Raw genomic sequence first — 23945 nt, 5'->3', positions numbered from 1 at the left:
GATTTCAATTTTTTTTATATTTTTAAATATATGGATATTTCAGTTAAATATGATCCAAAATCTGTAGAAGAAAAAAGATATCATTATTGGATGAAACAAAATTATTTTTCATCTAATCCAGATGATAGAATTCCTTATACTATTATTATGCCACCTCCAAATATTACTGGGGTTCTACACATAGGACATTTTCTTAATAATACAATCCAGGATGTTTTGATTAGACGTGCTAGAATGAAAGGATATAATGTTTGTTGGATTCCAGGGACAGATCATGCATCTATTGCTACAGAAGCGAAAGTAGTTGATCAACTAAAAAAACAAGGATTATCCAAAAATTTTTTAGGAAGAAAAAAATTTTTGGATCATGTTTTAGAATGGTATAAAAAACATAAAAATATTATTTTTGATCAATTAAAAAAATTGGGATGTTCTTGTGATTGGGATCGTACTCAATTTACGATGAATCCAATATTATCCAAATCTGTTATAAAAATTTTTATAGATTTGTATGAAAGGGGATATATATATAGAGGGTATGATGTTGTTAATTGGGATCCAGAAGCTAAAACCACTATTTCTGATGAAGAAGTTATTTATAAAGAACGTATTGGAAAACTTTATTATTTGAAATATAAAATTAAAGGAGAAAATAATTATACTATTGTAGCTACAACTCGTCCAGAAACTATATTTGGTGATACGGCTCTTTGTTTTCATCCAGATGATGCCCGTTATTATCATTTAAAAGGTAAATATGCTAAAATTCCAATTATAAATAGATATATTCCTATTATACAGGATTCATATGTAGATAAAAATTTTGGTACAGGATGTTTAAAAATAACTCCAGCTCATGATCTATACGATAAAAATATAGCAGATAAACACAAATTAGACATAATTGATATTTTTAATGAAGATGCGACTTTAAATGAAAAAGCCCTTCATTATAAAGGAATGGATCGTTTTTATGTAAGAAAAAAAATTATTGAGGAATTGAATCAATTAGGAGCTATAGAAAATATAGAAAAATGTAATCATACAATAGGTTTTTCGGAACGTACTTTCTCAGTAGTAGAAAAAAAATTATCTCTTCAATGGTTTTTAAAAATGAAAGATATGGCCATTCCTGCTATTGAAGCCGTAAAAAATGGAAATATAAAATTTTATCCAAAAAAATTTAAAAAAATTTATTTTCAATGGATGAATAAAATTCGTGATTGGAATATTTCTAGACAATTATGGTGGGGACATCGTCTTCCTGTTTTTTATTACGGGAAAAAAACTAATGATTTTGTAGTTGCAGAAAATTTAGAAGAAGCATTAAAAAAAGCAAAATATAAAACTAAAAATACATGTTTAAGTTATGATAAAATATGGCAAGATACAGATGTTTTAGATACCTGGTTTTCTTCTTGGTTATTACCCTTGTCTGTCTTCAATGGGATTCGTTATCCTCATAATCATGAAATTTGTTATTATTATCCTACTGAAGATATAGTTACAGGTTCAGATATTTTATTTTTTTGGGTAGCACGGATGATAATGTCTGGTTTGTTTTTTCAAAAAAAAATACCCTTTAAAAAGGTTTTTTTTACTGGAATTATTAGAGATTCTAAAAATAAAAAAATATCAAAATCATTAAATAATTCTCCGAATACTATAGATTTAATTAAACGATTTGGAGCAGATGCTGTTCGTATGGGACTTATGTCTCATACTAGTGCAGGAAAAGATTTTCATTTTGATGAAAAAATATGTATTCAAGGAAGAAATTTTTCTAATAAAATATGGAACGCTTTTCGTTTAATACAAAGTTGGAAAATAGAAGAAAATAATAAATATATACCTGAATATTATCAAATTGCTGTTATTTGGTTAAAAAATCGTTTTTATTATGTTTTAGAAATGTTTGAAAAAAATTTTAAAAAATATAAATTGGATGAATCATTAATGATTTTATATAAATTTATATGGTATGATTATTGTTCTTGTTTTCTTGAAATTATTAAACCTATTTCTGTAAATAAATGCATACCAAAAATGGTGTATTTAAACACTATTAAGTTTTTTGAGAAAATGTTAAAATTATTACATCCATATATGCCATTTTTATCAGAAGAAATTTGGAATCTTATAAAAAAAAGAAAACCAAAAGAAGCTTTAATTATTTCTTCTTGGCCTAAAAAAAAATCCTATGACTATGATATTTTAGTTTCTTTCGAAAAAGTCATTAAAATTATATCTAAAATACGTAATATAAGAAATAAAAGTAATATTCCTTTTAAAAAAAGTCTTGTATTATTTTATGTAAGAAAAGAAGAAAAAAAAGGATATGATTCTATTATATTAAAATTAGCTAATTTAGATAAAATAGTTACTGTTATAAAAAAACCTAAAAATATACCATTTTTTTCTTTTTTTTTAGGTTCAGATCAATTTTTTTTATCCTTAGATAAAGAATATCATGTTAGTCATATAGATATAATGAATATTGAAAAAAAAATTCAATATTTTTCTAATTTATTATCTATAATAAGAAAAAATTTATCTAATGATAAATATGTTAATTCGGTTCCAAATAACCTTCTTTTAAAGGAAAAGAAAAAAGAAAGTGATACATTAATAAAAATTTCCCAGTTTAAAGAATATTTAGAATATTTAAAAAATAATATATAAAAATTACCAATTATCGCTAGCTCCTCCTCCTCCAAAATTTCCTCCTTCTCCAAATCCGTCAAAATTATCTTCATTTTCATTATTATTTCTAAATATAAAATTTGTAAAAATTAATGTATTTAATAATGAGTATGAGTGTTTTTTATAAAAAAAAATAAATAAAATAAAAAAAATACTCATATAAATAAAAAAATTCCATATAGAAAAAACCTTTTTAATATGTTTTTTTTGAAATTTTTTTTTTAAAATTTTAAATATTTCTTGAATACTAGAATCTATAGCTTGATAATAAAGACCATTTTTTAATATAGGTTTTATTTTATTTATAATTTTTATAGTTAAAAAATCGGTCATATAAGGTTCTATCCCATAACCATTTTGAATAGATATTTTTCTATTATTTATGGATAGTAATAGAATAATTCCATTATTTTTATGTATACTTCCAATTTTCCATTTTTCTCCCCATTTATAAGCTAAAAAATTTGAATCTTCTCCATGAAGATCCTTAATAATGCAAACTAAAATTTCTGTTGATGTTATTTTAGAGTATTGAATAAGTTTTTTATTTAATTTATCTATTTGTATTTTAGACAAAACTCCTGCATAATCCTGAACAGGATATATTTTTTTTGGAGCTATAGGGATATTAAATTGTCCTATTGCTAAATAGGGTAAAAAAAAAGTTAAAATAATAAATTGAATAACTTTTTTCATTATTTTTTTTTAATACTCTCTTTATACTTTATAAAGTTTCTATCATGAATTGGAAAAATCAACAGTAGGAGATTTTTCTGATCCTATTTTAGATTTAAAATATCCTTTTTCTTGAAATTTATAAAAAAAGTTTGCAATGATAATTTTTGGGAATTTATTTCTATAAATATTAAAATAATTAACTTGATCATTGAAACGATTTCTTTCTACATTAATACGATTTTCTGTCCCTTCTAATTGATTTTGTAGCTCATAAAAGTTTTGTGTAGATTTTAAATTAGGATAATTTTCCACAATTAAAAGTAATCTGTTTACAAAATTATTTAAATTTTCTTGTGCTTTTTGAAATTTTTCTATTTGATTTTGATTCAAATTATTTGGATTAATCGAAATTGAAGTAGCTTTTGATCTTGCTTCTATTATTTGATTTAATGTATTTTTTTCAAAATTAGCAGATCCTTTAACTGTATTTATCAAATTTGGAATTAAATCAGCTCTACGTTGATAAACATTTTCTACTTGTCCCCATTGTGTTTTAATATTTTCGTTCAATTGCACTAGATTGTTATATATATTAGTTATACTAAATACAATTAAAAATATGAAAATAAAAATAGAGGAAATAATTATCAAAAATTTTTTTTTCATAAAAAAAATGAATTATTTTAACAATGTTATTTTACAAAAATTTCTCTATTAGAAAAAAAAAATTGACATTCTTGAAAAGCATTTTTATTACTATCGGAACCATGTATAGCATTTTTTTCTAAAGAGGTAGCATATAAACTTCGTATAGTTCCTTTTTTAGCATTGATTGGATTTGTGTCTCCTATTAAGATTCTAAAGTCTTTTACCGCATTTTTTTTTTCTAATACTATGGATACTATTGGTCCAGAAGACATAAATTTTACCAAAGAATCAAAAAAATATTTCTCTTTATGTTTTTTGTAAAATATTATGGCTGATTTTTTAGAAATTTCTGTAATTTTAAGTGCCATTATGTAAAATCCTGCATTAACTATTTTACCTAAAATAGGAACCATATATCCTTTTTTTATCGCATCTGGTTTTATAATAGAAAAAGTTATTTTTCCTTTTTCAAACATATGATAAATCATAGTTTATATTCATATTGAATAATGTATAAAATTAAAGAAAGAAATTCATAAATGGAAATTCCTGTATTTTCATCTAAAAAAAATAGAATTTATGAATTACAATAATAATCAAAAATCTAATGATGATGAAGAATCCTATTTTGATTTTGATTCATTTAGAAAAATGGTTCTAAATGATTATAAATTAGCAAGAATTAGTCGTGAAACCAGTCTTTTAGGTCGTAAAGAAGTTTTAAATGGAAAAGCTAAGTTTGGGATATTTGGTGATGGGAAGGAAATTCCTCAATTAGCTATGGCAAAAGTTTTTAAAAATGGAGATTTTAGATCTGGATATTATCGAGATCAAACTTTTATGATGGCTATTGGAGCTTTAACTGTAAAAAATTTTTTTTCGCAATTATATGCACATTCTGATTTAGAATATGAACCTGTTTCGGCTGGTAGAATGATGACGGCTCATTTTGGAACACGTTTTCTTAATTATGATGGAAGTTGGAAAAATCTTATTCAAAAAAAAAATTCTAGTGCGGATATTTCTTCTACAGCGTCACAAATGCCTAGATTACTAGGATTAGCTCAAGCTTCAAAAATTTATAAGGAATTGAAAAATTTAAAAGAAACACATAAAAAGTTTTCTCATAATGGAAATGAAGTTGCATTTGGGACTATTGGAAATGCGAGTATTTCTGAAGGATTATTTTGGGAAACTTTGAATGCCGCTTCCGTATTACAAATACCAATTATACTTTCTATTTGGGATGACGAATATGGGATATCTGTTCCTAATAAATACCAATTTTCTAAAAAAAATATTAGTGATATTTTATATGGATTTCACAGAAATAAAAAAGAAAAAGGAATAGAAATTATTAGAGTTAATGGATCCAATTACATGGATCTCAACAAGACATATGTAAAAGCAGATAAAATAGCTCGTTATGAACATGTACCAGTTATAATACATGTTACTAATTTAACTCAACCACAAGGACATTCTACTTCCTCTTCACATGAAAGATATAAATCAAAAAAACGTTTAAAATGGGAAATGAATAATGATGGAATAAATAAATTTAGAGATTGGATTTTGAATTTTAAATTCAATACAAATAAAAAAAAAATTCAGAAAATAGCAAATGTTTATTATTTAGATAAAATAGATTTAGAAGCTAAAGAATATGTTAAAAATGAACAAATAAAAGCTTGGGAAGCATTTCAAAAACCTATTTTTAAAATAAAAAATGAAGCTATTAGTATTTTAAAAAAAATGCAAAAAACTTTTTATCATTCAAATAAAAAATGGATTAATAAATATGTAAAAAAATATATTAAAAAATTGCATAATATTAATCAAAATTTAACTGCAAAAAAATCAATATTTTGTATTGTACGAAAAGTTTTATACCTACTATATGAAATAGAATCAGATTCAAAGTATTGTCTTATAGAATGGATAAAAAAAAAATATAATAAAGAACAAGAAAATTATTCTTCACATTTATATAGTATTTCTGAAAAAGCATCTATAAAAATAACAGAAGTTTTTCCTATATACAATAATAATTTTAAAGTAGATGGACGAATTGTATTAAGAGATAATTTTGATAAATTGTTAGAATTATATCCTGATCTTTTAATATTTGGAGAAGATGTTGGGAAAATAGGAGATGTTAATCAAGGTTTAGAAGGATTACAAAAAAAATATGGAAAAATAAGAATTTTTGATACTGGTATACGTGAATCTACTATTTTAGGACAAGGAATAGGTCTTGCTATGCGTGGACTTCGTCCTATAGTTGAAATTCAATATATAGATTATATTCTATATGCTTTACAAATCATGAGTGATGATCTTGCTTGTTTACAATATAGAACAAAAGGAGGACAAAAAGCTCCTGTTATTATTAGAACTAGAGGCCATCGTTTAGAAGGAATATGGCATTCTGGTTCTCCTATGGGTGGAATTATTAATTATTTAAGAGGAGTTTTAGTGCTTGTTCCAAGAAATATGGTAAAAGCTGCTGGATTTTATAATACTTTGTTATCTGGAGATGATCCTGCTTTGGTTATTGAGTGCCTTAATGGATATAGAATAAAAGAAAAACTACCAAAAAATTTAGGTTTTTTCAGAACACCTATTGGAATAGTGGAAAGAACGAGAAAAGGAAAAGATATTACCATGGTTACTTATGGTTCTACATGGAGAATTGTAAATAAAGCAGCAGAAGAATTGTACAAAATTAATATAGATTCTGAAATAATTGATATTCAATCTTTATTACCTTTTGATTTACAAAAAGACATAGTTAAAAGTTTACAAAAAACCAATAGACTATTAATTATAGATGAAGATGTACCAGGTGGTGCATCTGCTTATATTTTACAAAAAATATTAGAAGAACAAAATGGATATTATTATTTAGATAGTCCCCCTGTTACTATTACGTCTAAAGAACATCGTCCTCCTTATGGATCTGATGGAGATTATTTTTCAAAACCTTCTATTGAAAATATTGTGGAAAAAGTATTAAAAATAATGCATGATAATTAGAAAATTAGTGTTTTATTAATAATTATTTATTTTTGTTTTTACTAATTTTTTTAACTTTATGAGAATAGAAAAAACCTTACAATCTAGGATTAAAAAAATGGATTTTAACAATATTTCCTTTGGAAAACAATGTGCAGATCATATGTTTTGTTCTGAATATATAAATAAAACATGGAAAAATTCTATCATTAAACCTTTTGGAAATATAATGTTTTCTCCTATATCTCCTGTTTTTCATTATGGACAAGCTGTTTTTGAAGGAATGAAAGCTTATAAAGATAAAAACGAGGAAGTTTTCTTATTTCGTCCAAAAGAAAATTTAAAAAGAATAAATAGATCTGCTAAGCGTTTAGAAATGCCCACTATACCAGAAAATATTTTTATGAATGGATTGAATAAATTAATAGATATAGATAGGAACTGGGTACCAAAAAATTATGGACAATCTTTATATATTCGTCCTTTTTTAATTGCTACTAATGGTATTTTATCGGCAAAACCTTCTAAAGATTATATGTTTATAATTATATCAACTCCTGCAGATGATGCCTATTATAAACATCCTTTAAAAATTAAAATAGAAGAAAAATATAGTCGTTCTGCGTCAGGAGGAGTTGGATTTACTAAAGCGGCTGGAAATTATGCTTCTTCTTTTTATCCTACTAGATTAGCAAATGAAGAAGGATATGATCAAATATTATGGACTGATTCATCCACTCATACAATAATAGAAGAATCAGGGACAATGAATGTTTTTTTTTGGTTAAAAAATAAACTTGTAACTCCAAAAGCTAATGATAATATATTAAGTGGAATAACTTGTAAAAGTATTTTTTCTTTAGCTAAAAACGAAGGATTTTCTGTAGAAGAACGAAATTTAAGTGTTTCAGAAATAATAGAAGGGTTAGAAACAGGGGAATTGAAAGAAGCATTTGGTTGTGGTACAGCTGCCGTTATAAATTATTTTGAAATAATTAGTTATAAAAAAAATAATTTTTATTTACCAAATATCCCGGAAGAACAAAGGATATCTATTCATTTGAAGAAAAGTTTATTAAATATACAACATAATTTATCAAAAGATCCTTTTGGATGGAGAGTACAATTAAAAAGATACTTTTAAAAAATCTTCTATGAATGATCATTTTCAATCTATAGAGGAAATAACAAAAAAATCAATATCTGTTTTATATAATCTAGAACCTTGTCCTGAATTGGATTTTAAATATACAAAAAAAGAATATACAGGAGATATTACTTTAATTTTATTTCCTTTATCTAAAAAATTAAAAAAAAACGTAGAAGAAATAGGAAAAAATATAGGAAATTATGTACAAAATCAATTAAAAGGATTAATTCAATTTTCTATTATTGAAGGTTTTTTAAATTTTCTTTTTAAAGAAAGCTATTATATTCATCTTCTTAAAAGAATGTTAAATACAAATTTTTATAATTTTAAATTTTCTTCTAAAAGAATTATGATAGAATATTCTTCTCCTAATACAAATAAACCTCTTCACTTGGGACATGTAAGGAATAGTCTTATTGGGGCCTCTATTGCTGAAATATTAAAAATGGTTGGACATAAAATTATAAAAATTCAAATAATTAATGATAGAGGAATACATATATGCAAATCTATGATAGCTTGGAAAAAATTTGGAAAAGGGGAAACTCCTGATTTTGTTAAAATGAAAGGAGATCATTTTGTTGGAAAATATTATAGTTTGTTTGATAAAATTTATAATGAAGAAGTTAAAAACTTATCCAAAAAAAATAAAAATTCAATTTTGAATCAAGCTAGAGAATTATTAAAAAAATGGGAATGTGGAGATCCCATAACTAGAAAAATTTGGAAAGAAATGAATCAATGGGTTTATAATGGATTTGAAGAAACTTATAAAAAATTGGGAATCACTTTTGATAAAGTAGAGTATGAAAGTAATGTTTATAGAATTGGAAAAAAAATTGTAAAAGAAGGTCTAAAAAAAGGAATTTTTTTTCAAAAAAAAGATGGATCAATTTGGATTGATTTAATTAAAGAAGGTTTTGAAGAAAAACTTTTATTAAGATCTGATCAAACTTCCGTATACATAACACAGGATATTGGAACTGCGGTAGAACGTTTTAGAAAATATAAAATAGATCGGTTAATCTATATTGTAGGAAAAGAACAAGATTATCATTTTCAAGTTCTTTTTAGTATATTAAAACATTTAGGATTTTTATGGGTAAATAAATTATCCCATTTATCTTATGAAATGGTATATTTGCCAAGTGGAATAATGAAATCTAGAGAAGGAAATGTCATAGATGCAGATAGCCTTATTTTAGAAATGTTTTCTGTTGCTAAAACAAAATTTTTAAAAAAATATAATAAAAAACAAGATAAATCTTCTGAAATTATAGGAGTAGGAGCTTTAAAATATCATTTTCTTAAAATAGATCCAAGGAAAAAAATCATTTTTTATCCAGAAAAATCTATAGATTTTAAGGGAAAAACAGGAACATATATTCAATATACTTATTCCAGAATTCGTTCTTTGGAACGAAATTTTTTTAATTTGTGTTCATTGCTAAATTCTTGTTGGTCAAATATACAATTTGATATATATGAAAAAAATATGATTAAAATTCTTCAAATTTATCCATTTATATTAAAAAAATCAGCTTTAAATTTAAATCCTTCTTTAGTTGCAAATTATGTTTATGAAGTATCTAAAACTTTTAATCATCTCTATCAAAATAAAAAATTAATAGATCCTTTAAATGTTATTTATACTAATATTCGCATGAATATTATTCATGTTACAGGAAATGTTTTAAAATCTGGAATGAATTTATTAGGCATAAAAATGCTAGATCGTATGTAAAAAAAATGTACACTTATTATGTTTGAACATTTACAAAATAAATTCTATAAAGCTCTTCATATTTTAAAAGGGCACAATAAAATTACAGAAATTAATATTGCATCTTCTCTGAAAGAAATTAGCAGAGCTCTTATTGATGCAGATGTTAATTATAAAATAGCTAGAAAATTTATTCATAGAGTAAAAGAAAAATCTATTGGGAAAAAAGTACTTAGTTCTTTAAACCCAAAACAACTAATCATAAAAATAGTATATGATGAATTAGTTACTCTCATGGGTAAAAAAAATATAGAAATAAATATTTCTAAAAATCCTTCCATAATTCTTATTTTTGGATTGCAGGGAAGTGGAAAAACTTCTTTTTCTTCTAAACTTGCTTTTTTTTTAAAAAAAAAAAATAAAGATCCTTTATTAGTTGCTGCTGATATTCATCGTCCTGCAGCTATAGATCAACTAAAATTTATTGCAGAAAAAGTAAATATTCCAGTTTTTTATTTGAAAGAAAGTAAAAATATTATAGAAATATTAGATAAATCTATTCTTTATGCTAATAAAAAAAATAAAAATGTGATTATTGTTGATACAGCTGGAAGATTAGCTATTGATGAAATGATGATGGAAGAAATTAAAAAAATTTATACCCATATACATCCAGATGAAACTTTATTTGTTGTAGATGCAATGACAGGACAAGATGCTATAAATACTGCTAAATCTTTTTCAAAGATATTGAATTTTGATGGAATTGTAATGACAAAATTAGATGGAGATAGCAGAGGAGGAGCTGCTATAACTATATCTAGTGTAGTGGAAAAACCTATTAAATTTATTAGTAATGGAGAAAAAATAGAAGACATGGAGGTTTTTCATCCAGATAGAATAGCTAATCGAATATTAGGAATGGGAGATATAGTTTCTTTGGTAGAAAAAATACAAGAAAAATTTGACGAAAAAAAAACCAAAAAAATATATCATAAAATTTCAAAAAATCGTTTTAATTTTAATGATTTTTTAGAGCAAATTAAACAAATTCAAAAAATAGGAAATATAAAAAATATTATTTCCATGATTCCTGGAATTAAAGAATCTTTTTATTCTGTTAATCAAAAAGATTCTTTAAAAAAAATGGAGTCTATTATTCATTCTATGACTCCTGAAGAAAGAAATAATCCAAAAATACTTTCTGATATAAAAAGAAAGAAAAGGATATCCAAAGGTTCTGGAATTACATTGAATCATATAGATATTTTTTTAAAACAATTTGATGATATCAATAAAATTATGAAAAAAATGAATGCGACTCATTCAGGGAAAAAAATTATAAAAGATTTTATATCTAAAATGATGAATAAGTAAAATAGTGTATAATTTTAACTTTTATTGAAAATATTTTTAATTTTGCTTTTAAATATTTTCAATATATAAGGAATATTACGTTTGTAATTTTATATGAGTGTAACATGATGAAAGATTATTTAAATAGAGATAGCTTTTTGAAAAGTTTAGAGGATGTAAGTATTTGGGATATTATCATTATTGGAGGAGGAGCTACAGGATTAGGAATTGCTTTAGATTCGGCTTCTAGAGGATATAAAACTCTTCTTTTAGAACAATCTGATTTTTCAAAAGGGACTTCTAGCAGAAGTACAAAATTAGTTCACGGAGGAATAAGATATTTGGCTCAAGGAAATATTAAATTAGTTTATGAAGCTTTACAAGAAAGAGGTTTTTTGTTTAAAAATGCTCCTCATTTAGTAAAAAAACAAAAATTTATTATTCCTATTTTTAGTTGGAAAATGGCGTTTTTGTATTGGACTGGATTAAAATTATATGAATGGCTATCTGGTTCATTTAGTTTTGGAAAAACAGAATTTTTATCTAAAAATGAAATAATTAAACAATTTCCTGAAATTAATACTAATAAATTAAAAGGAGGTATTTTATACTATGACGGTCAATTTGATGATGCTCGTTTGGCTATAAATTTAGCTCAAACTTGTGTTCAACAAGGTGGAGTTTTATTAAACTATTTTCAAGTTAAAAGTTTTATAAAAAAAGTTGGTAATAGAATATCTGGAGTTGTAGGTTATGATATTGAAACTAAAAAAAAATATTCTATTTTTTCAAAAATTGTTATCAATGCGACTGGAGTTTTTTCTGATTCCATTTTTAAAATGGATGAAGAAGCATCTCCCATATTGATAAAACCTAGCCAAGGTTCACATATTGTATTAAATAAATCCTTTTTTAGCAGTAAAAATGCCATAGTAATTCCAAAAACTTCGGATGGAAGAATTCTATTTTGTATCCCATGGTATAATCATGTTTTAGTAGGAACTACGGATACTTTTTTAGAAAAAAGTGTTCTTGAACCGACCCCTTTAGAGGAAGAAATAGATTTTATTTTACAAACTTTTAATAAATATTTTATTTTCAATCCAAAGAAAAGAGATATATTAAGTGCTTTTTCTGGATTGCGTCCTCTTTTTTTATCTCATAATTCTACTACTACTAAAACTAAAGATATTTCTAGATACCATAAACTTATGATTAGTTCTTCTGGATTAATAAGTATTATAGGGGGAAAATGGACTACATATAGAAAAATGGCTGAAGATGCTGTTAATAAAGCTATAGAAATAGGAAAATTAAATAAAATACCTTCTAAAACAAAAAATCTTAGAATTTATGGATATAATATTTCAGATAAAAATTACAATTTTCATTGTAAAAAATATGTAAAAAATGAATATCATATAAAAAAATTAATTGATAAAAATCCCTTATTAGGTATTCCTTTGATTGCTAAAGAAACTTCTTATTATTCTGAAGAAGAAGTAATATGGATGGTTCGTTATGAAATGGCTAGAACAATTGAAGACGTTTTAGCAAGAAGATTACGTTTATTATTTTTAAATGCTAGAAAAGCAATATGTATAGCACCAAAAATAGCAGCATTAATGGCTAAAGAACTTTCTAGAGATGAGAAATGGGAAAAATCACAAATATCTGCTTTTAAAGAGTTAGCTATGCGATATTATTATCCAGGAGGTTGATATAGATAAACGTTGTAATATCTTATGAATATGAAAAAATATGTGTTATCATTAGATCAAGGAACTACTAGTTCTAGAGCTATTATTTTTGATAAAATTGGAAATATCATTTCAGTGGCTCAAAGAGAATTCACACAAATTTACCCTTATCCTGGATGGGTGGAACATAATGCAGAAGAAATATGGTCTACGCAAGCTTCAGTTGCTTTAGAAGCAATTTTAAAAGCGAATCTAGAAGGAGAGAATATTGTTTCAATAGGAATTACCAATCAAAGAGAAACTACGGTAGTATGGGATAAAAAAACGGGAGAACCTATTTTTAATGCAATAGTTTGGCAAGATAGACGGACATCTAAATATTGTGATCAAATAAAAAAAGAAGGATTAACTGAAATAATTAGAAAAAAAACTGGGTTAATTATTGATCCTTATTTTTCTGCTACCAAAATTAAATGGATATTGGATAATATTCCAGGAGCTAGAAAAAAAGCTTATTCTGGATCTTTAGCATTTGGGACTATAGATTCATGGTTAATATGGAATTTAACCGGTAAAAAAATTCATGTTACAGATGTTACAAATGCTTCTCGTACTATGCTTTTTAATATTCATACCCTTAGTTGGGATAAAGAGTTGATTGATTTATTTGATATTCCAATAACAATGCTTCCAGAAGTAAAATCATCTAGTGAAATTTTTGGTTATACAACAGGACATATTCTTTTCCATAAAATACCAATATCTGGTATTGCTGGAGATCAACAAGCAGCTCTTTTTGGTCAAATGTGCACTAAAATTGGAATGGTTAAAAATACTTATGGTACAGGTTGTTTTATGTTAATGAATGTTGGAAAATATCCTGTTTTTTCTCAAAACAATTTAATAACTACTGTTGCTTGGAAGATAAAAAATCAAGTTCAATATGCATTGGAAGGTAGTGTTTTTATTGCAGGGGCTGTAGTACAATGGCTAAGAGATGGATTGGGTCTTCTTTTATCTTCAAATGAAGCAGAAACACTAGCTTCTTCAGTGGAAAATACAGAAGGTCTATATATGGTACCAGCTTTTTCCGGATTAGGAGCTCCTTATTGGGATCAAAAAGCTAGAGGAACTATTGTTGGAATTACAAGAGGAACATCTTCCGCTCATTTTGTTAGAGCGGCGTTAGAGAGCATTGCCTTTCAAAATATGGATGTTCTAAAAGCTATGGAAGCGGATTCTGGTATTTCCATAAAAGAACTTCGTGTAGATGGAGGCGCTACTGTAAATAAATTGTTAATGCAATTTCAATCTGATATTTTAAATGTAAAAGTAGTTAAATCCAAAATTTCTGAACTAACAGCGGCTGGAGCGGCTTATTTAGCTGGATTAGCAGTTAATTATTGGACAAGTATTGAAGATCTTCAAGATAAGTGGCAATTAGAACAAGTCTTTGAGCCAAAAGGGATGTCTAGTCGTTTAGAAAGAATTCAAGGTTGGGAAAAAGCAATTAAAACAACTCGTTCATGGTCTAGTCAATAAAAAAAATAAATGGTCTAGTCAATAAAAAAAATAAATGGTCTAGTCAATAAAAAAAATAAAATGGAAAAAATATTCGCAGAAATCATAGGAACCATGATTTTTGTATTTTTAGGAAATGGAGTGGTAGCAAACGTTATTTTGTCCAAAACAAAGGGTAATAATAACAGTAAAAATGGAGAATGGCTTACGATTGCTATGGGATGGGCTTTTGCTGTTTTTATGGGAATAATCGTTTCTGCTCCTTATAGTGGAGCTCACTTGAATCCTTGTGTAACAATAAGTTTTGCCATAATTGGAAAATTAAATTGGGAAATGGTCCCCTTATACATTTTTTCTCAATTGATTGGAGCGATGTTAGGATCTTTATTAGTATGGATTTATTACAAAGATCATTTTTTGAAAACGGAAAAAAAAGAAGATAAACTATCTGTTTTTGTAACTATTCCTTCTATAAAAAATTTATTTTTGAATTTTTTAAATGAAGTATTGGCTACCTTTTTTTTCATATTTATTTCTTTCTATTTAACAACAGAAGGAACCCTTTTTTTAGGAAAAAAATATACTATAGGTTTGGGATCATTAGAAGCATTTCCTACTGCTTTAGTCGTGTTAGGAATTGTTTTATCTTTAGGAGGTACCACTGGTCCTGCCATTAATCCTACTCGTGATCTAGGTCCAAGAATTATACATTCAATCATTCCAATTTATGGAAAAGGAAAAAGTAACTGGGATTATGCTTTCATTCCTGTATTAGGTCCTATTGTAGGAAGTGTAATAGCTGCAACATTATATTTATTTTTGTCAAAAAACTTGTAACTTTTCTTTCATGGAAAATAAAAATAAAGATAATAAAGATGAATATAAATCAGTAAACAAAAATACGAATACAGATCATAGACTAATAGGTAAAAAATTAAAATTTTTTATTTTTTCTGATAGAGTAGGGAGTGGATTACCTTTATGGTTACCTAGAGGAACAATATTAAGAAAAAATTTAGAAGATTTTTTGACTGATGTTCAAAAAAAATCAGGATATGAAATGGTTGTTACGCCACACATTGGTCATAAAAAATTATATGTTAGAAGTGGTCATTGGAGTAAATATGGAAAAGATAATTTTAAACCTATTCATACTACTCGTAAAGAAGAAGAATTTTTATTAAAACCTATGAATTGTCCTCATCATTGTGAGGTTTATCGTTCTCAGGAATGGTCTTATCGTGATCTTCCTAAACGTTTTGCAGAATTTGGAACAGTATATCGTTATGAACAAAGTGGTGAACTTCATGGGTTGACTAGGGTTAGATGTTTTACTCAAGATGATGCACATATTTTTTGTACTTATGATCAATTATTAGAAGAATTTAAAAAAGTAATTAATTTAGTTTTTTATGTTTTTCGTAGTTTAGGTTTCTTAAAATATACAATTAGAATCTCTTTTAGAGATCCAAATAAAATAGATGACTATCTAGGATCAAAAATAAATTGGGAAAAAGCAGAAAAAGCTATACTAAAAGCAGTAAAAGAAGAAAAAATAAAAGCGTCTATTAATTATGGAGAAGCTTCTTTTTATGGTCCAAAATTAGATTTTCTTATTAAAGATTCCTTAGGAAGAAATTGGCAACTTGGAACAATTCAAGTAGATTATAATCTACCAGAAAGATTCGATTTATATTATAAAGGAAAAAACAATGAAAAACGTCGTCCAGTCATGATACATAGAGCCCCTTTTGGTTCATTGGAACGTCTTATAGCCATTATGATAGAACATACAAAAGGAAATATTCCATTATGGTTGTCTCCTAATCAAGCAGTTATACTTCCTATAAGTGAAAAATATATAATTTATGCAAAAAAAATTTTAAATTTAATGCTTAATTATGATATTCGTGTCTTTCTTGATGTAAGAAATGAGAAAATTAATAAAAAAATTAGAGATTCTGAAGATAGTAAAATTCCTTATATGATTATTTTGGGAGAAAAAGAGGAAAAAAATGAAATGATTTCATTACGACGTCATGGATTAGGGCATGTAGGAATGTTTTCTATTTCTAATGGAATAGAAACTATTTTTCATGAAACAAATTTAAAAAATTAAATTATAAAATTATTATAAAAAAAAAATTTTCAAGAGGAAATAAAAAAAAGAGAATTTTCCGTCCATTCCCACAAAAAAAAGAAGAACATCGTATTAATGAAAGTATTGATTCACATACAGTTCGTTTAGTTGGGGATTCTTCTATAGAAAATGGAGTATACTCTATACAAGAAGCTTTAAAATTTTCTAGAGAAAGAGAACTAGATTTAGTTGAAATTAATCCTAAACTTAAACCTCCAGTATGTAAAATATTGGATTATAAAAAATTTTTATACGAACAAAAAAAAAGAAAAAAACAATTTAAAGCAAAACAAGTTAAAGTAAGTACTAAAGAAATACGATTTGGTCCACAAATAGGGGATCATGATGGAAAAGTTAAGATAAAAAGTGCTGAAAAATTTTTAATGCGTGGAGACAAAGTAAAAGTATTTGTTTTTTTTAAAGGTCGTTCTATTGTGTACAAGGATCAAGGTAAAATAAAATTGTTAAAATTTGCAGAAGAAATAGAGGAATATGGAAAAGTAGAACAAATGCCAGTAATGGAAGGTAAAAGAATGTATATGATATTAGCCCCAAAAAAGTTTTAACCATATCATGCCAAAATTAAAAACAAAATCAGGATCAAAAAAAAGATTTAAAAAAACAGCTAATGGCTATATAAAAAAAAAACATGCGTTTAAAAATCATCTTTTAACTAAAAAATCAAAAAAAAGAAAACGGAATCTTTCCAAACTAACTATACTCCATAAATCAAATCAAAAAAATATTAAAAAGCAAATATAAAAAATTATGCCAAGATCTACTAATGCAGTTTCTTCTAGACGAAGACGAAAAAAAATACTAAAATTAGCAAAAGGTTTTTATGGATCAAGGAGTAAAGTTTATACAGTAGCCAAAAATGCTGTAGATAAATCTTTTTTTTATGCATTCTCAGGAAGAAAAAAAAAGAAAAGAAATTTTAGATCTCTTTGGATTAAACGTATTAATGCTGGAATACGTAAGTATGGAAAATCATACTCTAAATTTATTAAAAAGTTATACGATAAAAAAATTCAAATAAATAGGAAAATTCTTTCAGATATTTCTATGAATGAGCCTAATGCTTTTAAAAAAATAGTGGATGATGTTTATTCATAAGTAATTACTTTCTGATAAACTTATCAATTTTTTTATATCATTTTTTTTTATGTAAGAAAAATAATCTATAAAAAGTTTTCCTTCAATATGATCATATTCATGTAGAACAACTCTTGCACATATCCCATTCAATATTTTTTTTTGTTTTTTAAAATGATGATCATAATATTCAATCAATACATGAGATTTTCTTTTTACATATCCCATCACTCCAGGAATGCTAAGGCATCCTTCATTTAAGGAATACTCTTTTCCATAAATTTTTAACATTTTAGCATTAATAAAAACTTCTTTATAATTACTTATAATATCTTTTCCGTTTAAATAAGGAGTTTCAACTATAAAAAGTCGTATATTTTTTCCAATTTGAGGAGCAGCCAATCCTATTCCTTTTACTTTGTGTATTGTTTCAAACATATCTTTTATCAATTTATTTGTTTTTTCTTTTCTATAAGAAAAATTTATATCTAAACATTTTTTTCTTAAAATAGGATTTCCATAAAGAACTATAGGTAATATCATTAATTAATTTTTTTTTCTTTTTTTATAAGATAAGACTGTAAAATGATTGTAGCACTAATTTTGTTTAAAATGATTTTTTTTCTTCTTTTTTTTTTTTTTAACCCTAATTGTATCATTGTATGAAAAGCCATTTTAGATGTAAAACGTTCGTCTAATCTTTCTATAATAATTTTAGGATATTTTATGCGAAATATATTTATAAATTTCTGAATCTCTGTTTCTATTAAAACCTCTTTTTTATTATTTAATTTTTTTGGTAATCCAATGACTATTGTTTTTATATGTTCATGAGATAAAAACAATTCTAAAAAATTCATTAATTTTTTAGTAAGAACAGCATCTAATCCAAATGCGAATATCTGCTTTGCATCTGTTATAGATAAACCTGTAATCACTTTTCCATAATCTATTCCCAATATTTTTGACATTATTATAACAAATATATACTTGTTATATTATTTTATTTACTTTTGTTTTTTATTAATTTTTTTTATAAAAATGAACAAACTAAAATTAGAAATAGAAAAAGCTTGGAATGAAAAAAAGGGATGGGATAATAAAAATATAAAAAATATAGTTATTAAGGTTATCGATCATTTAGAAAAAGGATTACTAAGAGTCTCTTATTTATTAAATAAAAAGTGGGTAGTAAATGAATGGGTAAAAAAAGCTATTTTAATGTTTTTTTATGTAAAAAAAATGAATAAAATAGAATTGGGCCCATTTGAATACTATGATAAAATACCTATAAAAAATAAATTCAAAGAAAAGGGAATTCGTGTAGTTCCTCATGCAATAGCGCGTTATGGTTCATATATATCACCTGGAGTAATTCTTATGCCTTCTTACGTAAATATTGGTGCATATATAGGAGAAAAAACGATGGTTGATACATGGGCTACAGTGGGTAGTTGTGCACAAATTGGTAAGCGTGTACATATAAGTGGTGGTGTTGGAATAGGAGGTGTTTTAGAGCCTTTGCAAGCTAATCCTGTAGTTATTGAAGATGATGTTTTTATTGGATCTAGATGTATTTTAGTTGAAGGAGTTATTATAGAAAAAGGAGCTGTATTAGGAGCAAATGTTGTTTTAACATCTTCTACTAAAATTTTTGATGTAACTAAAGATAAGCCGATTGAGATGAATAAATTTGTTCCTAAATATTCTGTAGTAATCCCAGGATCTTACCCAAAAAAATTTCCTTCAGGAACATACTATGTTCCATGTGCTATGATTATAGGAAAAAGAAAAGAAAGCACAGATAAAAAAACTTCTTTAAATGAAGCATTGAGAACTCATAATTTAGGAATTTAAATGTCTTTTAACGAAGAAATAGAAAAAAGTGTAAATATTTTAAAAAAAGGAAAAAGTTTATTATATCCTACAGATACTGTGTGGGGAATAGGTTGTGACGCGTTAAATATACAGGCGATAAAAAAAATATATAGAATAAAGAATAGAAATATTTCTAAATCTATGATTCTTTTAGTAGAAAGTATAGATCGGTTACATCAATTAGTAGGAAAAATTTCTGATTTTACTAAAAAAATTATATTTGATAATATTGTAAATAAAAAAAAACCCATTACTATAGTATACGATAATGTTTATAAAATAGCATCTCATTTATTTAGCAAAGATAATACTTTAGCCATTCGTTTAACGAATGATATATTTTGTACTTGTTTGATTAAAAATTTGGATAGACCTATTATTTCTACTTCTGCTAATTTGTCCGGTGGGTCCACTCCTAAATCTTTTTCTGAAATAAGTCCTTCTATTTTAAAAAAAATAGATTATGTTGTGGATTTTAGAAGAAAAGAAAAAGCTCATTATAGTAGTTCTTCTATTATAAAAATTGTTTCAAATAAAATAAAAATATTACGTATATAATTACATGAATTTATCATCTGCTCTTCATCAAAAAATATTTCATATAATTAGCCTTTCTGCTCAAAAAATAAAACAGGATAGCTATGTCGTAGGAGGTTATGTTAGAGATTTTTTATTAGGAAATATAAAACCAAAAGACTTAGATATTTTGACTATAGGAGAGGGTGAAAAATTAGCTAAAGAAGTTTCTAAATACGTAAAAACTTATACGAAAATAAAGATATTTAAACGTTTTGGAACTGCTATGTTAGAATATGATAATCAAAAAATAGAATTTGTGGGTTCCAGAAAAGAATCGTATCATTTTTCTAGTAGAAATCCTTTTATAGAATTTGGTTCATTACAAGATGATCAAAATAGAAGAGATTTTACAATAAATACTTTAGCTATTAGTTTAAACCGTAATGATTATGGAAAATTGATAGATCCATTTGGAGGATTGGAAGATTTGAAAAAAAAAATATTAAGAACTCCATTAAATTCAGATATTACTTATTCAGATGATCCACTACGAATGATGCGAGCTATACGATTTGCTACTCAACTAAAATTTATTATTGAAGAATATTCATTCAAATCTATTCAAAAAAATAAAAATAGAATAAATATTGTTTCTACAGAAAGAATTATAGAAGAGTTCAATAAAATTCTATTATCTAAAAAACCTTCTATAGGATTGTTGTTATTATGTAAATCTGGATTATTATCAATTATATTACCGGAATTAATTTGTTTAAAAGGAATAGAAGAAAAAAATGGATATAAACACAAGGATAATTTTTACCATACTTTGCAAGTAGTAGATAATATCAGTAAAGAAAAAAATAATTCTCTTTGGTTAAGATGGGCCGCGTTACTTCACGATATAGGAAAAGCCTATACAAAAAAATTTTTACCAAAAATTGGTTGGTCTTTTCATTCTCATGAATTTGTAGGTTATAAAATGGTAGAGAATATATTTAAACGTTTAAAACTTCCAAAAGGAATTACTATGAAATATGTAAAAAAAATGATTCAACACAGTTATAGACCTATTGCGTTAATAGGAAATAGCACTAGAGATTCTGCTATACGTAGATTATTATTTGATATGGGGGAAGATATAGAAGACTTAATGAAATTAAGTATAGCAGATATTACTACTAATAATGTAAAAAAAAAAATCAGTATAAAAGAAATATTTATATTCTTATGGAAAGAATAAAAAAATTAGAAGAAAGAGATAATATTATAAAATGGAAATCCCCTATATCAGGAAATGATATCATGAATACTTTTCATATTGAACCATGTAAAAAAATAGGAATTATAAAAAATTTTATTAAGGATTCTATTTTAGAAGGAAAAATATCCAATGAATTTCATTCTGCTTATTTTCTTATGTTAAAAAAAGGAGAAGAATTAGGATTGAAAAAAAAATAAAATATATATGTTATTTTCTAGTATTAGTGGAATAAAGAAAAAAAAAATAGTATTATTACCACATAATAATCCAGATGGAGATGCTTTAGGATCTTCTTTAGCTCTTTTATTTTATTTTAGAAAACTAAAACATGATGTTTATTTAATATCTCCAACAGAATATTCTGAATATTTTCAATGGCTTCCAGGTATTAAGGATATTCTTGTTTTTTCAGAAAAAACTAAATCTTTAATAAAGAAAAAAATTGTAAATTCTGATTATGTTTTTTTTATAGATTTCAATAATTTATCAAGGATAAAAAATATAAAAGAATTTTTTTTATATTCAAAAGCTAAAAAAATATTAATAGATCATCATCCTTTTCCATTTTTTTTTGATTTTATGTTTTCAGATTCAACAGTAGCAGCTACTAGTATTTTGGTTTTTAGATTTATATCTGATATGAATAATTTATCTAAAATAGATAAAGAAATAGCTACATGTTTATATGTTGGGTTGATGACTGATACAGGTTTTTTTCGTTTTCCTTCCGTTACTTCGGAAACTCATTTTATTGCCGGTAAATTAATAGAAAAAGGAATTGATATAGAGAATATTTATGATCATTTACAATATTCATACAATGAATATAGATTAAAATTATTATCTCAAGCATTAAAAAAATTAAAAGTAATAAAAAAATACCGTACAGCTTATACAAGCATAAATGCTTCAGATACAAAATTATATTCCTACAAAAAAGGAGATACAGAAGGAATTATTAACTATGGATTAGGAATAAAAAATATTGTTTTATCCGTTTTCTTTTTTGAAGAAAAAAAAAAATATCCAATTAAAATTTCTTTTCGTTCAAAAGGTGATTTTGATGTAAATATGTTTGCAAGAAAGCATTTTGGAGGAGGAGGACACAAAAATGCAGCAGGAGGGATATTAGAAAAAAGTTTATATGAATCCATTGAATATTTTTTAAATATAATTCCTAGTTATCATAAAAATCTTTCCATTTGATATTACATCCGTAGCTTGGTTTTACTATCGTATGTTGTATTTTTATTTTTTTCAAAATATTTTTCAATACATTTCTTACATCATTTCCTGTTACTGGAATTTTATTTCCAGGCCTAGAATCATCTAGTTGCCCATGATAACATAAATTTCCTTTTCCGGAAAAAATAAAAAATTCAGGAGTACATTTTGCTCTATAATATTTTGCTACTTCTTGTGTTTCATCAAAAAAATAAGGGAAAGGAAAATTGAACTTATGATATACTTTTTTCATATTTTTCGGAGAATCCTCTGGATACTTTTTTGCGTCATTAGAATTTATAGCTAAAAAAGAAATACCTTTTGATAAAAAATCGTTAGCTAAACGAACTAATTCTGCATTAATGTGTTTTACATACGGACAGTGATTGCATATGAACATAATTACAGTTGCTGTATCTGAAAAAAAATTTTTCAAAAAATTTTTTTTTCCTGAAGAAACTTCTAATAATTCAAAATTTTTTATTTTAATTTTAATTTCACTAGAAGAATAGGTTCGTACCATAATCAACTTATTTTTTTTTTTTTATAACAAGAAACAAAAAATTTTTTTTCTCTTCCTCAGCTAATTCAGAATCTATCAATATTCTTCCACTATGTTCATCTATTAAAAGTTTATTTCTTTGTATAAGTTCAGAATATTTTTGAGGTGTAATTGCTAGATAAGACCCCAATGGAGCCCCCCTTTGTACTGGAGCAACTGCTACTCCATTCTTCACTCCATTTCTTATTTTTTTATAAGTTTTCAACAATTTATTATCAACTTTTTTAGAAAAAGATAAGGATTCTTGTAAAAGAATTTTTTCCTCTTTATCGTTTTCAAATAAAATTTTATTTAATTCTTTTTTTTTGTGAAAAAGATGTTCTTCTTTATTTTTTAATATATCTTCTTTTTTTTCTAAAATATCTTCTTTTTTATTAATTTTAATATTAAATTCCTTGATTCTTTTTTTAAATAATTGAATCTCTAGTTTTTGATAATCAATTTCTTTATCAATAGAATATAATTCTTTATTATTTTTTACATTATTCTTTTGTTTTTCGTATTTTTTTATCAAAATATCTGAATATTTAATATTTTTATTTTGTTTATCTATATTATCTTTTAAATAAAGAATTTCTTCATTAATATTTTCTAACTTTTTTTTCATTTGAAATAGTTCTTCTTCTAAATTTTTTACTTCTATAGGTATGTTTTTACGAAATTTTCGTATTTCATCTATACGAGTATCTATTAATTGAATATTATATAAAACTCTTAATTTATCTATGACAGTGATAGCATATTTTGGTATTTTATTATGTCCCAT

The 23945-nt window shown here is 25.1% G+C and carries 22 protein-coding genes and 1 pseudogene; 16 read left to right on the top strand and 7 right to left on the bottom strand.

Features of this window, described 5'->3' with window-relative positions; translation table 11 throughout:
- Positions 1-30 precede the first annotated feature (30 nt).
- A complete protein-coding gene (locus H0H59_RS00945) occupies positions 31-2682 on the top strand; it encodes a valine--tRNA ligase (protein ID WP_185862297.1) in 2652 nt (883 codons plus the stop codon).
- A 3-nt stretch (positions 2683-2685) separates the two neighbouring features.
- Here H0H59_RS00945 and H0H59_RS00940 read toward each other — a convergent pair whose 3' ends face one another.
- Genes H0H59_RS00940 through ndk form a run of 3 tightly spaced genes read right to left on the bottom strand, consistent with a single transcriptional unit; the run spans position 2686 to position 4517 of the window.
- Positions 2686-3399 carry a TPM domain-containing protein gene (locus tag H0H59_RS00940; protein ID WP_185862296.1) on the bottom strand — a complete coding sequence of 238 codons (714 nt, stop codon included), beginning with the start codon at positions 3397-3399 and terminating at the stop codon, positions 2686-2688.
- Between the two features lie 42 nt (positions 3400-3441).
- Complete coding sequence (locus H0H59_RS00935; RefSeq protein WP_185862295.1) at positions 3442-4047, bottom strand: LemA family protein; 606 nt, start codon at positions 4045-4047, stop codon at positions 3442-3444.
- Between the two features lie 26 nt (positions 4048-4073).
- Positions 4074-4517 (bottom strand): nucleoside-diphosphate kinase, encoded by a 444-nt coding sequence (gene ndk / locus H0H59_RS00930; protein WP_185862294.1) that lies wholly within the window; start codon positions 4515-4517, stop codon positions 4074-4076.
- Between the two features lie 91 nt (positions 4518-4608).
- Here ndk and H0H59_RS00925 point away from each other — a divergent pair, with 91 nt between their 5' ends.
- The 11 genes from H0H59_RS00925 to rplT all read left to right on the top strand — a co-directional run bounded on the left by H0H59_RS00925 (position 4609) and on the right by rplT (position 17753).
- On the top strand, positions 4609-7068 hold the full coding sequence (locus H0H59_RS00925) for an alpha-ketoacid dehydrogenase subunit alpha/beta (protein WP_185862293.1): 2460 nt from the start codon (positions 4609-4611) through the stop codon (positions 7066-7068).
- 58 nt (positions 7069-7126) lie between these two features.
- Positions 7127-8191, top strand: a complete 1065-nt coding sequence (locus H0H59_RS00920) for a branched-chain amino acid aminotransferase (RefSeq protein WP_185862292.1) — start codon at positions 7127-7129, stop codon at positions 8189-8191.
- 10 nt (positions 8192-8201) lie between these two features.
- A complete protein-coding gene (gene argS, locus H0H59_RS00915) occupies positions 8202-9941 on the top strand; it encodes an arginine--tRNA ligase (RefSeq protein ID WP_185862291.1) in 1740 nt (579 codons plus the stop codon).
- An 18-nt stretch (positions 9942-9959) separates the two neighbouring features.
- A complete protein-coding gene (gene ffh / locus H0H59_RS00910) occupies positions 9960-11297 on the top strand; it encodes a signal recognition particle protein (RefSeq protein ID WP_185862290.1) in 1338 nt (445 codons plus the stop codon).
- Between the two features lie 104 nt (positions 11298-11401).
- On the top strand, positions 11402-12997 hold the full coding sequence (locus tag H0H59_RS00905; protein ID WP_238785031.1) for a glycerol-3-phosphate dehydrogenase/oxidase: 1596 nt from the start codon (positions 11402-11404) through the stop codon (positions 12995-12997).
- A gap of 24 nt (positions 12998-13021) precedes the next feature.
- On the top strand, positions 13022-14518 hold the full coding sequence (gene glpK / locus H0H59_RS00900) for a glycerol kinase GlpK (RefSeq protein WP_185862288.1): 1497 nt from the start codon (positions 13022-13024) through the stop codon (positions 14516-14518).
- 60 nt (positions 14519-14578) lie between these two features.
- A complete protein-coding gene (locus H0H59_RS00895) occupies positions 14579-15334 on the top strand; it encodes an MIP/aquaporin family protein (RefSeq protein WP_185862287.1) in 756 nt (251 codons plus the stop codon).
- Positions 15335-15344: 10 nt separating this feature from the next.
- Positions 15345-16616 carry a threonine--tRNA ligase gene (gene thrS, locus H0H59_RS00890; RefSeq protein ID WP_185862286.1) on the top strand — a complete coding sequence of 424 codons (1272 nt, stop codon included), beginning with the start codon at positions 15345-15347 and terminating at the stop codon, positions 16614-16616.
- Between the two features lie 53 nt (positions 16617-16669).
- Positions 16670-17203 carry a translation initiation factor IF-3 gene (gene infC, locus H0H59_RS00885; RefSeq protein WP_238785036.1) on the top strand — a complete coding sequence of 178 codons (534 nt, stop codon included), beginning with the start codon at positions 16670-16672 and terminating at the stop codon, positions 17201-17203.
- A gap of 7 nt (positions 17204-17210) precedes the next feature.
- The gene (rpmI, locus tag H0H59_RS00880; RefSeq protein ID WP_185862285.1) at positions 17211-17399 is read left to right on the top strand and encodes a 50S ribosomal protein L35; all 189 of its coding nucleotides are present in this window, start codon (positions 17211-17213) and stop codon (positions 17397-17399) included.
- Positions 17400-17405: 6 nt separating this feature from the next.
- The gene (gene rplT, locus H0H59_RS00875; RefSeq protein ID WP_185862284.1) at positions 17406-17753 is read left to right on the top strand and encodes a 50S ribosomal protein L20; all 348 of its coding nucleotides are present in this window, start codon (positions 17406-17408) and stop codon (positions 17751-17753) included.
- Here rplT and def read toward each other — a convergent pair.
- Together def and ruvX are read right to left on the bottom strand one after the other, a co-directional pair.
- A complete protein-coding gene (gene def, locus H0H59_RS00870) occupies positions 17748-18275 on the bottom strand; it encodes a peptide deformylase (protein WP_185862283.1) in 528 nt (175 codons plus the stop codon). The two genes, rplT and def, sit on opposite strands and share 6 nt — an antisense overlap.
- Positions 18275-18703, bottom strand: a complete 429-nt coding sequence (gene ruvX, locus H0H59_RS00865) for a Holliday junction resolvase RuvX (RefSeq protein WP_185862282.1) — start codon at positions 18701-18703, stop codon at positions 18275-18277. Before ruvX ends, def begins: the two co-directional genes overlap by 1 nt.
- Positions 18704-18773: 70 nt before the next feature.
- Between ruvX and H0H59_RS00860 the strand changes: the two genes are divergently transcribed.
- The 4 genes and pseudogenes from H0H59_RS00860 to H0H59_RS00845 all read left to right on the top strand — a co-directional run bounded on the left by H0H59_RS00860 (position 18774) and on the right by H0H59_RS00845 (position 22599).
- Positions 18774-19589 (top strand): 2,3,4,5-tetrahydropyridine-2,6-dicarboxylate N-succinyltransferase, encoded by an 816-nt coding sequence (locus H0H59_RS00860; protein WP_185862281.1) that lies wholly within the window; start codon positions 18774-18776, stop codon positions 19587-19589.
- Entirely contained in the window at positions 19590-20168 is a 579-nt protein-coding gene (locus H0H59_RS00855) for an L-threonylcarbamoyladenylate synthase (RefSeq protein WP_185862280.1), read from the top strand.
- 4 nt (positions 20169-20172) lie between these two features.
- Positions 20173-21590 (top strand): annotated as a pseudogene (locus H0H59_RS00850) (CCA tRNA nucleotidyltransferase).
- A gap of 7 nt (positions 21591-21597) precedes the next feature.
- Entirely contained in the window at positions 21598-22599 is a 1002-nt protein-coding gene (locus tag H0H59_RS00845; RefSeq protein ID WP_185862279.1) for a DHH family phosphoesterase, read from the top strand.
- Here H0H59_RS00845 and H0H59_RS00840 read toward each other — a convergent pair.
- Together H0H59_RS00840 and H0H59_RS00835 are read right to left on the bottom strand one after the other, a co-directional pair.
- A complete protein-coding gene (locus H0H59_RS00840; RefSeq protein ID WP_185862278.1) occupies positions 22571-23140 on the bottom strand; it encodes a thioredoxin family protein in 570 nt (189 codons plus the stop codon). The genes H0H59_RS00845 and H0H59_RS00840 overlap by 29 nt on opposite strands.
- Positions 23141-23147: 7 nt before the next feature.
- On the bottom strand, positions 23148-23945 hold the full coding sequence (locus tag H0H59_RS00835) for a zinc ribbon domain-containing protein (RefSeq protein ID WP_185862277.1): 798 nt from the start codon (positions 23943-23945) through the stop codon (positions 23148-23150).

It is taken from the genome of Blattabacterium cuenoti (assembly GCF_014251715.1).
Classification (GTDB): domain Bacteria; phylum Bacteroidota; class Bacteroidia; order Flavobacteriales; family Blattabacteriaceae; genus Blattabacterium; species Blattabacterium cuenoti_M.
This window is presented reverse-complemented; position numbering and strand designations above follow the sequence as displayed.

What these genes read in the sequence shown, in the direction of transcription:
- H0H59_RS00935 (WP_185862295.1), bottom strand. Translation starts at nt 4,047, where the DNA reads ATGAAAAAAAAATTTTTGATAATTATTTCCTCTATTTTTATTTTCATA.
- rplT (WP_185862284.1), top strand. Translation starts at nt 17,406, where the DNA reads ATGCCAAGATCTACTAATGCAGTTTCTTCTAGACGAAGACGAAAAAAA.
- H0H59_RS00940 (WP_185862296.1), bottom strand. Translation starts at nt 3,399, where the DNA reads ATGAAAAAAGTTATTCAATTTATTATTTTAACTTTTTTTTTACCCTAT.
- H0H59_RS00925 (WP_185862293.1), top strand. Translation starts at nt 4,609, where the DNA reads ATGAATTACAATAATAATCAAAAATCTAATGATGATGAAGAATCCTAT.
- rpmI (WP_185862285.1), top strand. Translation starts at nt 17,211, where the DNA reads ATGCCAAAATTAAAAACAAAATCAGGATCAAAAAAAAGATTTAAAAAA.
- ruvX (WP_185862282.1), bottom strand. Translation starts at nt 18,703, where the DNA reads ATGTCAAAAATATTGGGAATAGATTATGGAAAAGTGATTACAGGTTTA.
- H0H59_RS00905 (WP_238785031.1), top strand. Translation starts at nt 11,402, where the DNA reads ATGATGAAAGATTATTTAAATAGAGATAGCTTTTTGAAAAGTTTAGAG.
- H0H59_RS00860 (WP_185862281.1), top strand. Translation starts at nt 18,774, where the DNA reads ATGAACAAACTAAAATTAGAAATAGAAAAAGCTTGGAATGAAAAAAAG.
- H0H59_RS00840 (WP_185862278.1), bottom strand. Translation starts at nt 23,140, where the DNA reads ATGGTACGAACCTATTCTTCTAGTGAAATTAAAATTAAAATAAAAAAT.
- def (WP_185862283.1), bottom strand. Translation starts at nt 18,275, where the DNA reads ATGATATTACCTATAGTTCTTTATGGAAATCCTATTTTAAGAAAAAAA.
- H0H59_RS00855 (WP_185862280.1), top strand. Translation starts at nt 19,590, where the DNA reads ATGTCTTTTAACGAAGAAATAGAAAAAAGTGTAAATATTTTAAAAAAA.
- ndk (WP_185862294.1), bottom strand. Translation starts at nt 4,517, where the DNA reads ATGATTTATCATATGTTTGAAAAAGGAAAAATAACTTTTTCTATTATA.
- ffh (WP_185862290.1), top strand. Translation starts at nt 9,960, where the DNA reads ATGTTTGAACATTTACAAAATAAATTCTATAAAGCTCTTCATATTTTA.
- glpK (WP_185862288.1), top strand. Translation starts at nt 13,022, where the DNA reads ATGAATATGAAAAAATATGTGTTATCATTAGATCAAGGAACTACTAGT.
- H0H59_RS00845 (WP_185862279.1), top strand. Translation starts at nt 21,598, where the DNA reads ATGTTATTTTCTAGTATTAGTGGAATAAAGAAAAAAAAAATAGTATTA.
- thrS (WP_185862286.1), top strand. Translation starts at nt 15,345, where the DNA reads ATGGAAAATAAAAATAAAGATAATAAAGATGAATATAAATCAGTAAAC.
- H0H59_RS00920 (WP_185862292.1), top strand. Translation starts at nt 7,127, where the DNA reads ATGAGAATAGAAAAAACCTTACAATCTAGGATTAAAAAAATGGATTTT.
- H0H59_RS00945 (WP_185862297.1), top strand. Translation starts at nt 31, where the DNA reads ATGGATATTTCAGTTAAATATGATCCAAAATCTGTAGAAGAAAAAAGA.
- H0H59_RS00835 (WP_185862277.1), bottom strand. Translation starts at nt 23,945, where the DNA reads ATGGGACATAATAAAATACCAAAATATGCTATCACTGTCATAGATAAA.
- H0H59_RS00895 (WP_185862287.1), top strand. Translation starts at nt 14,579, where the DNA reads ATGGAAAAAATATTCGCAGAAATCATAGGAACCATGATTTTTGTATTT.
- argS (WP_185862291.1), top strand. Translation starts at nt 8,202, where the DNA reads ATGAATGATCATTTTCAATCTATAGAGGAAATAACAAAAAAATCAATA.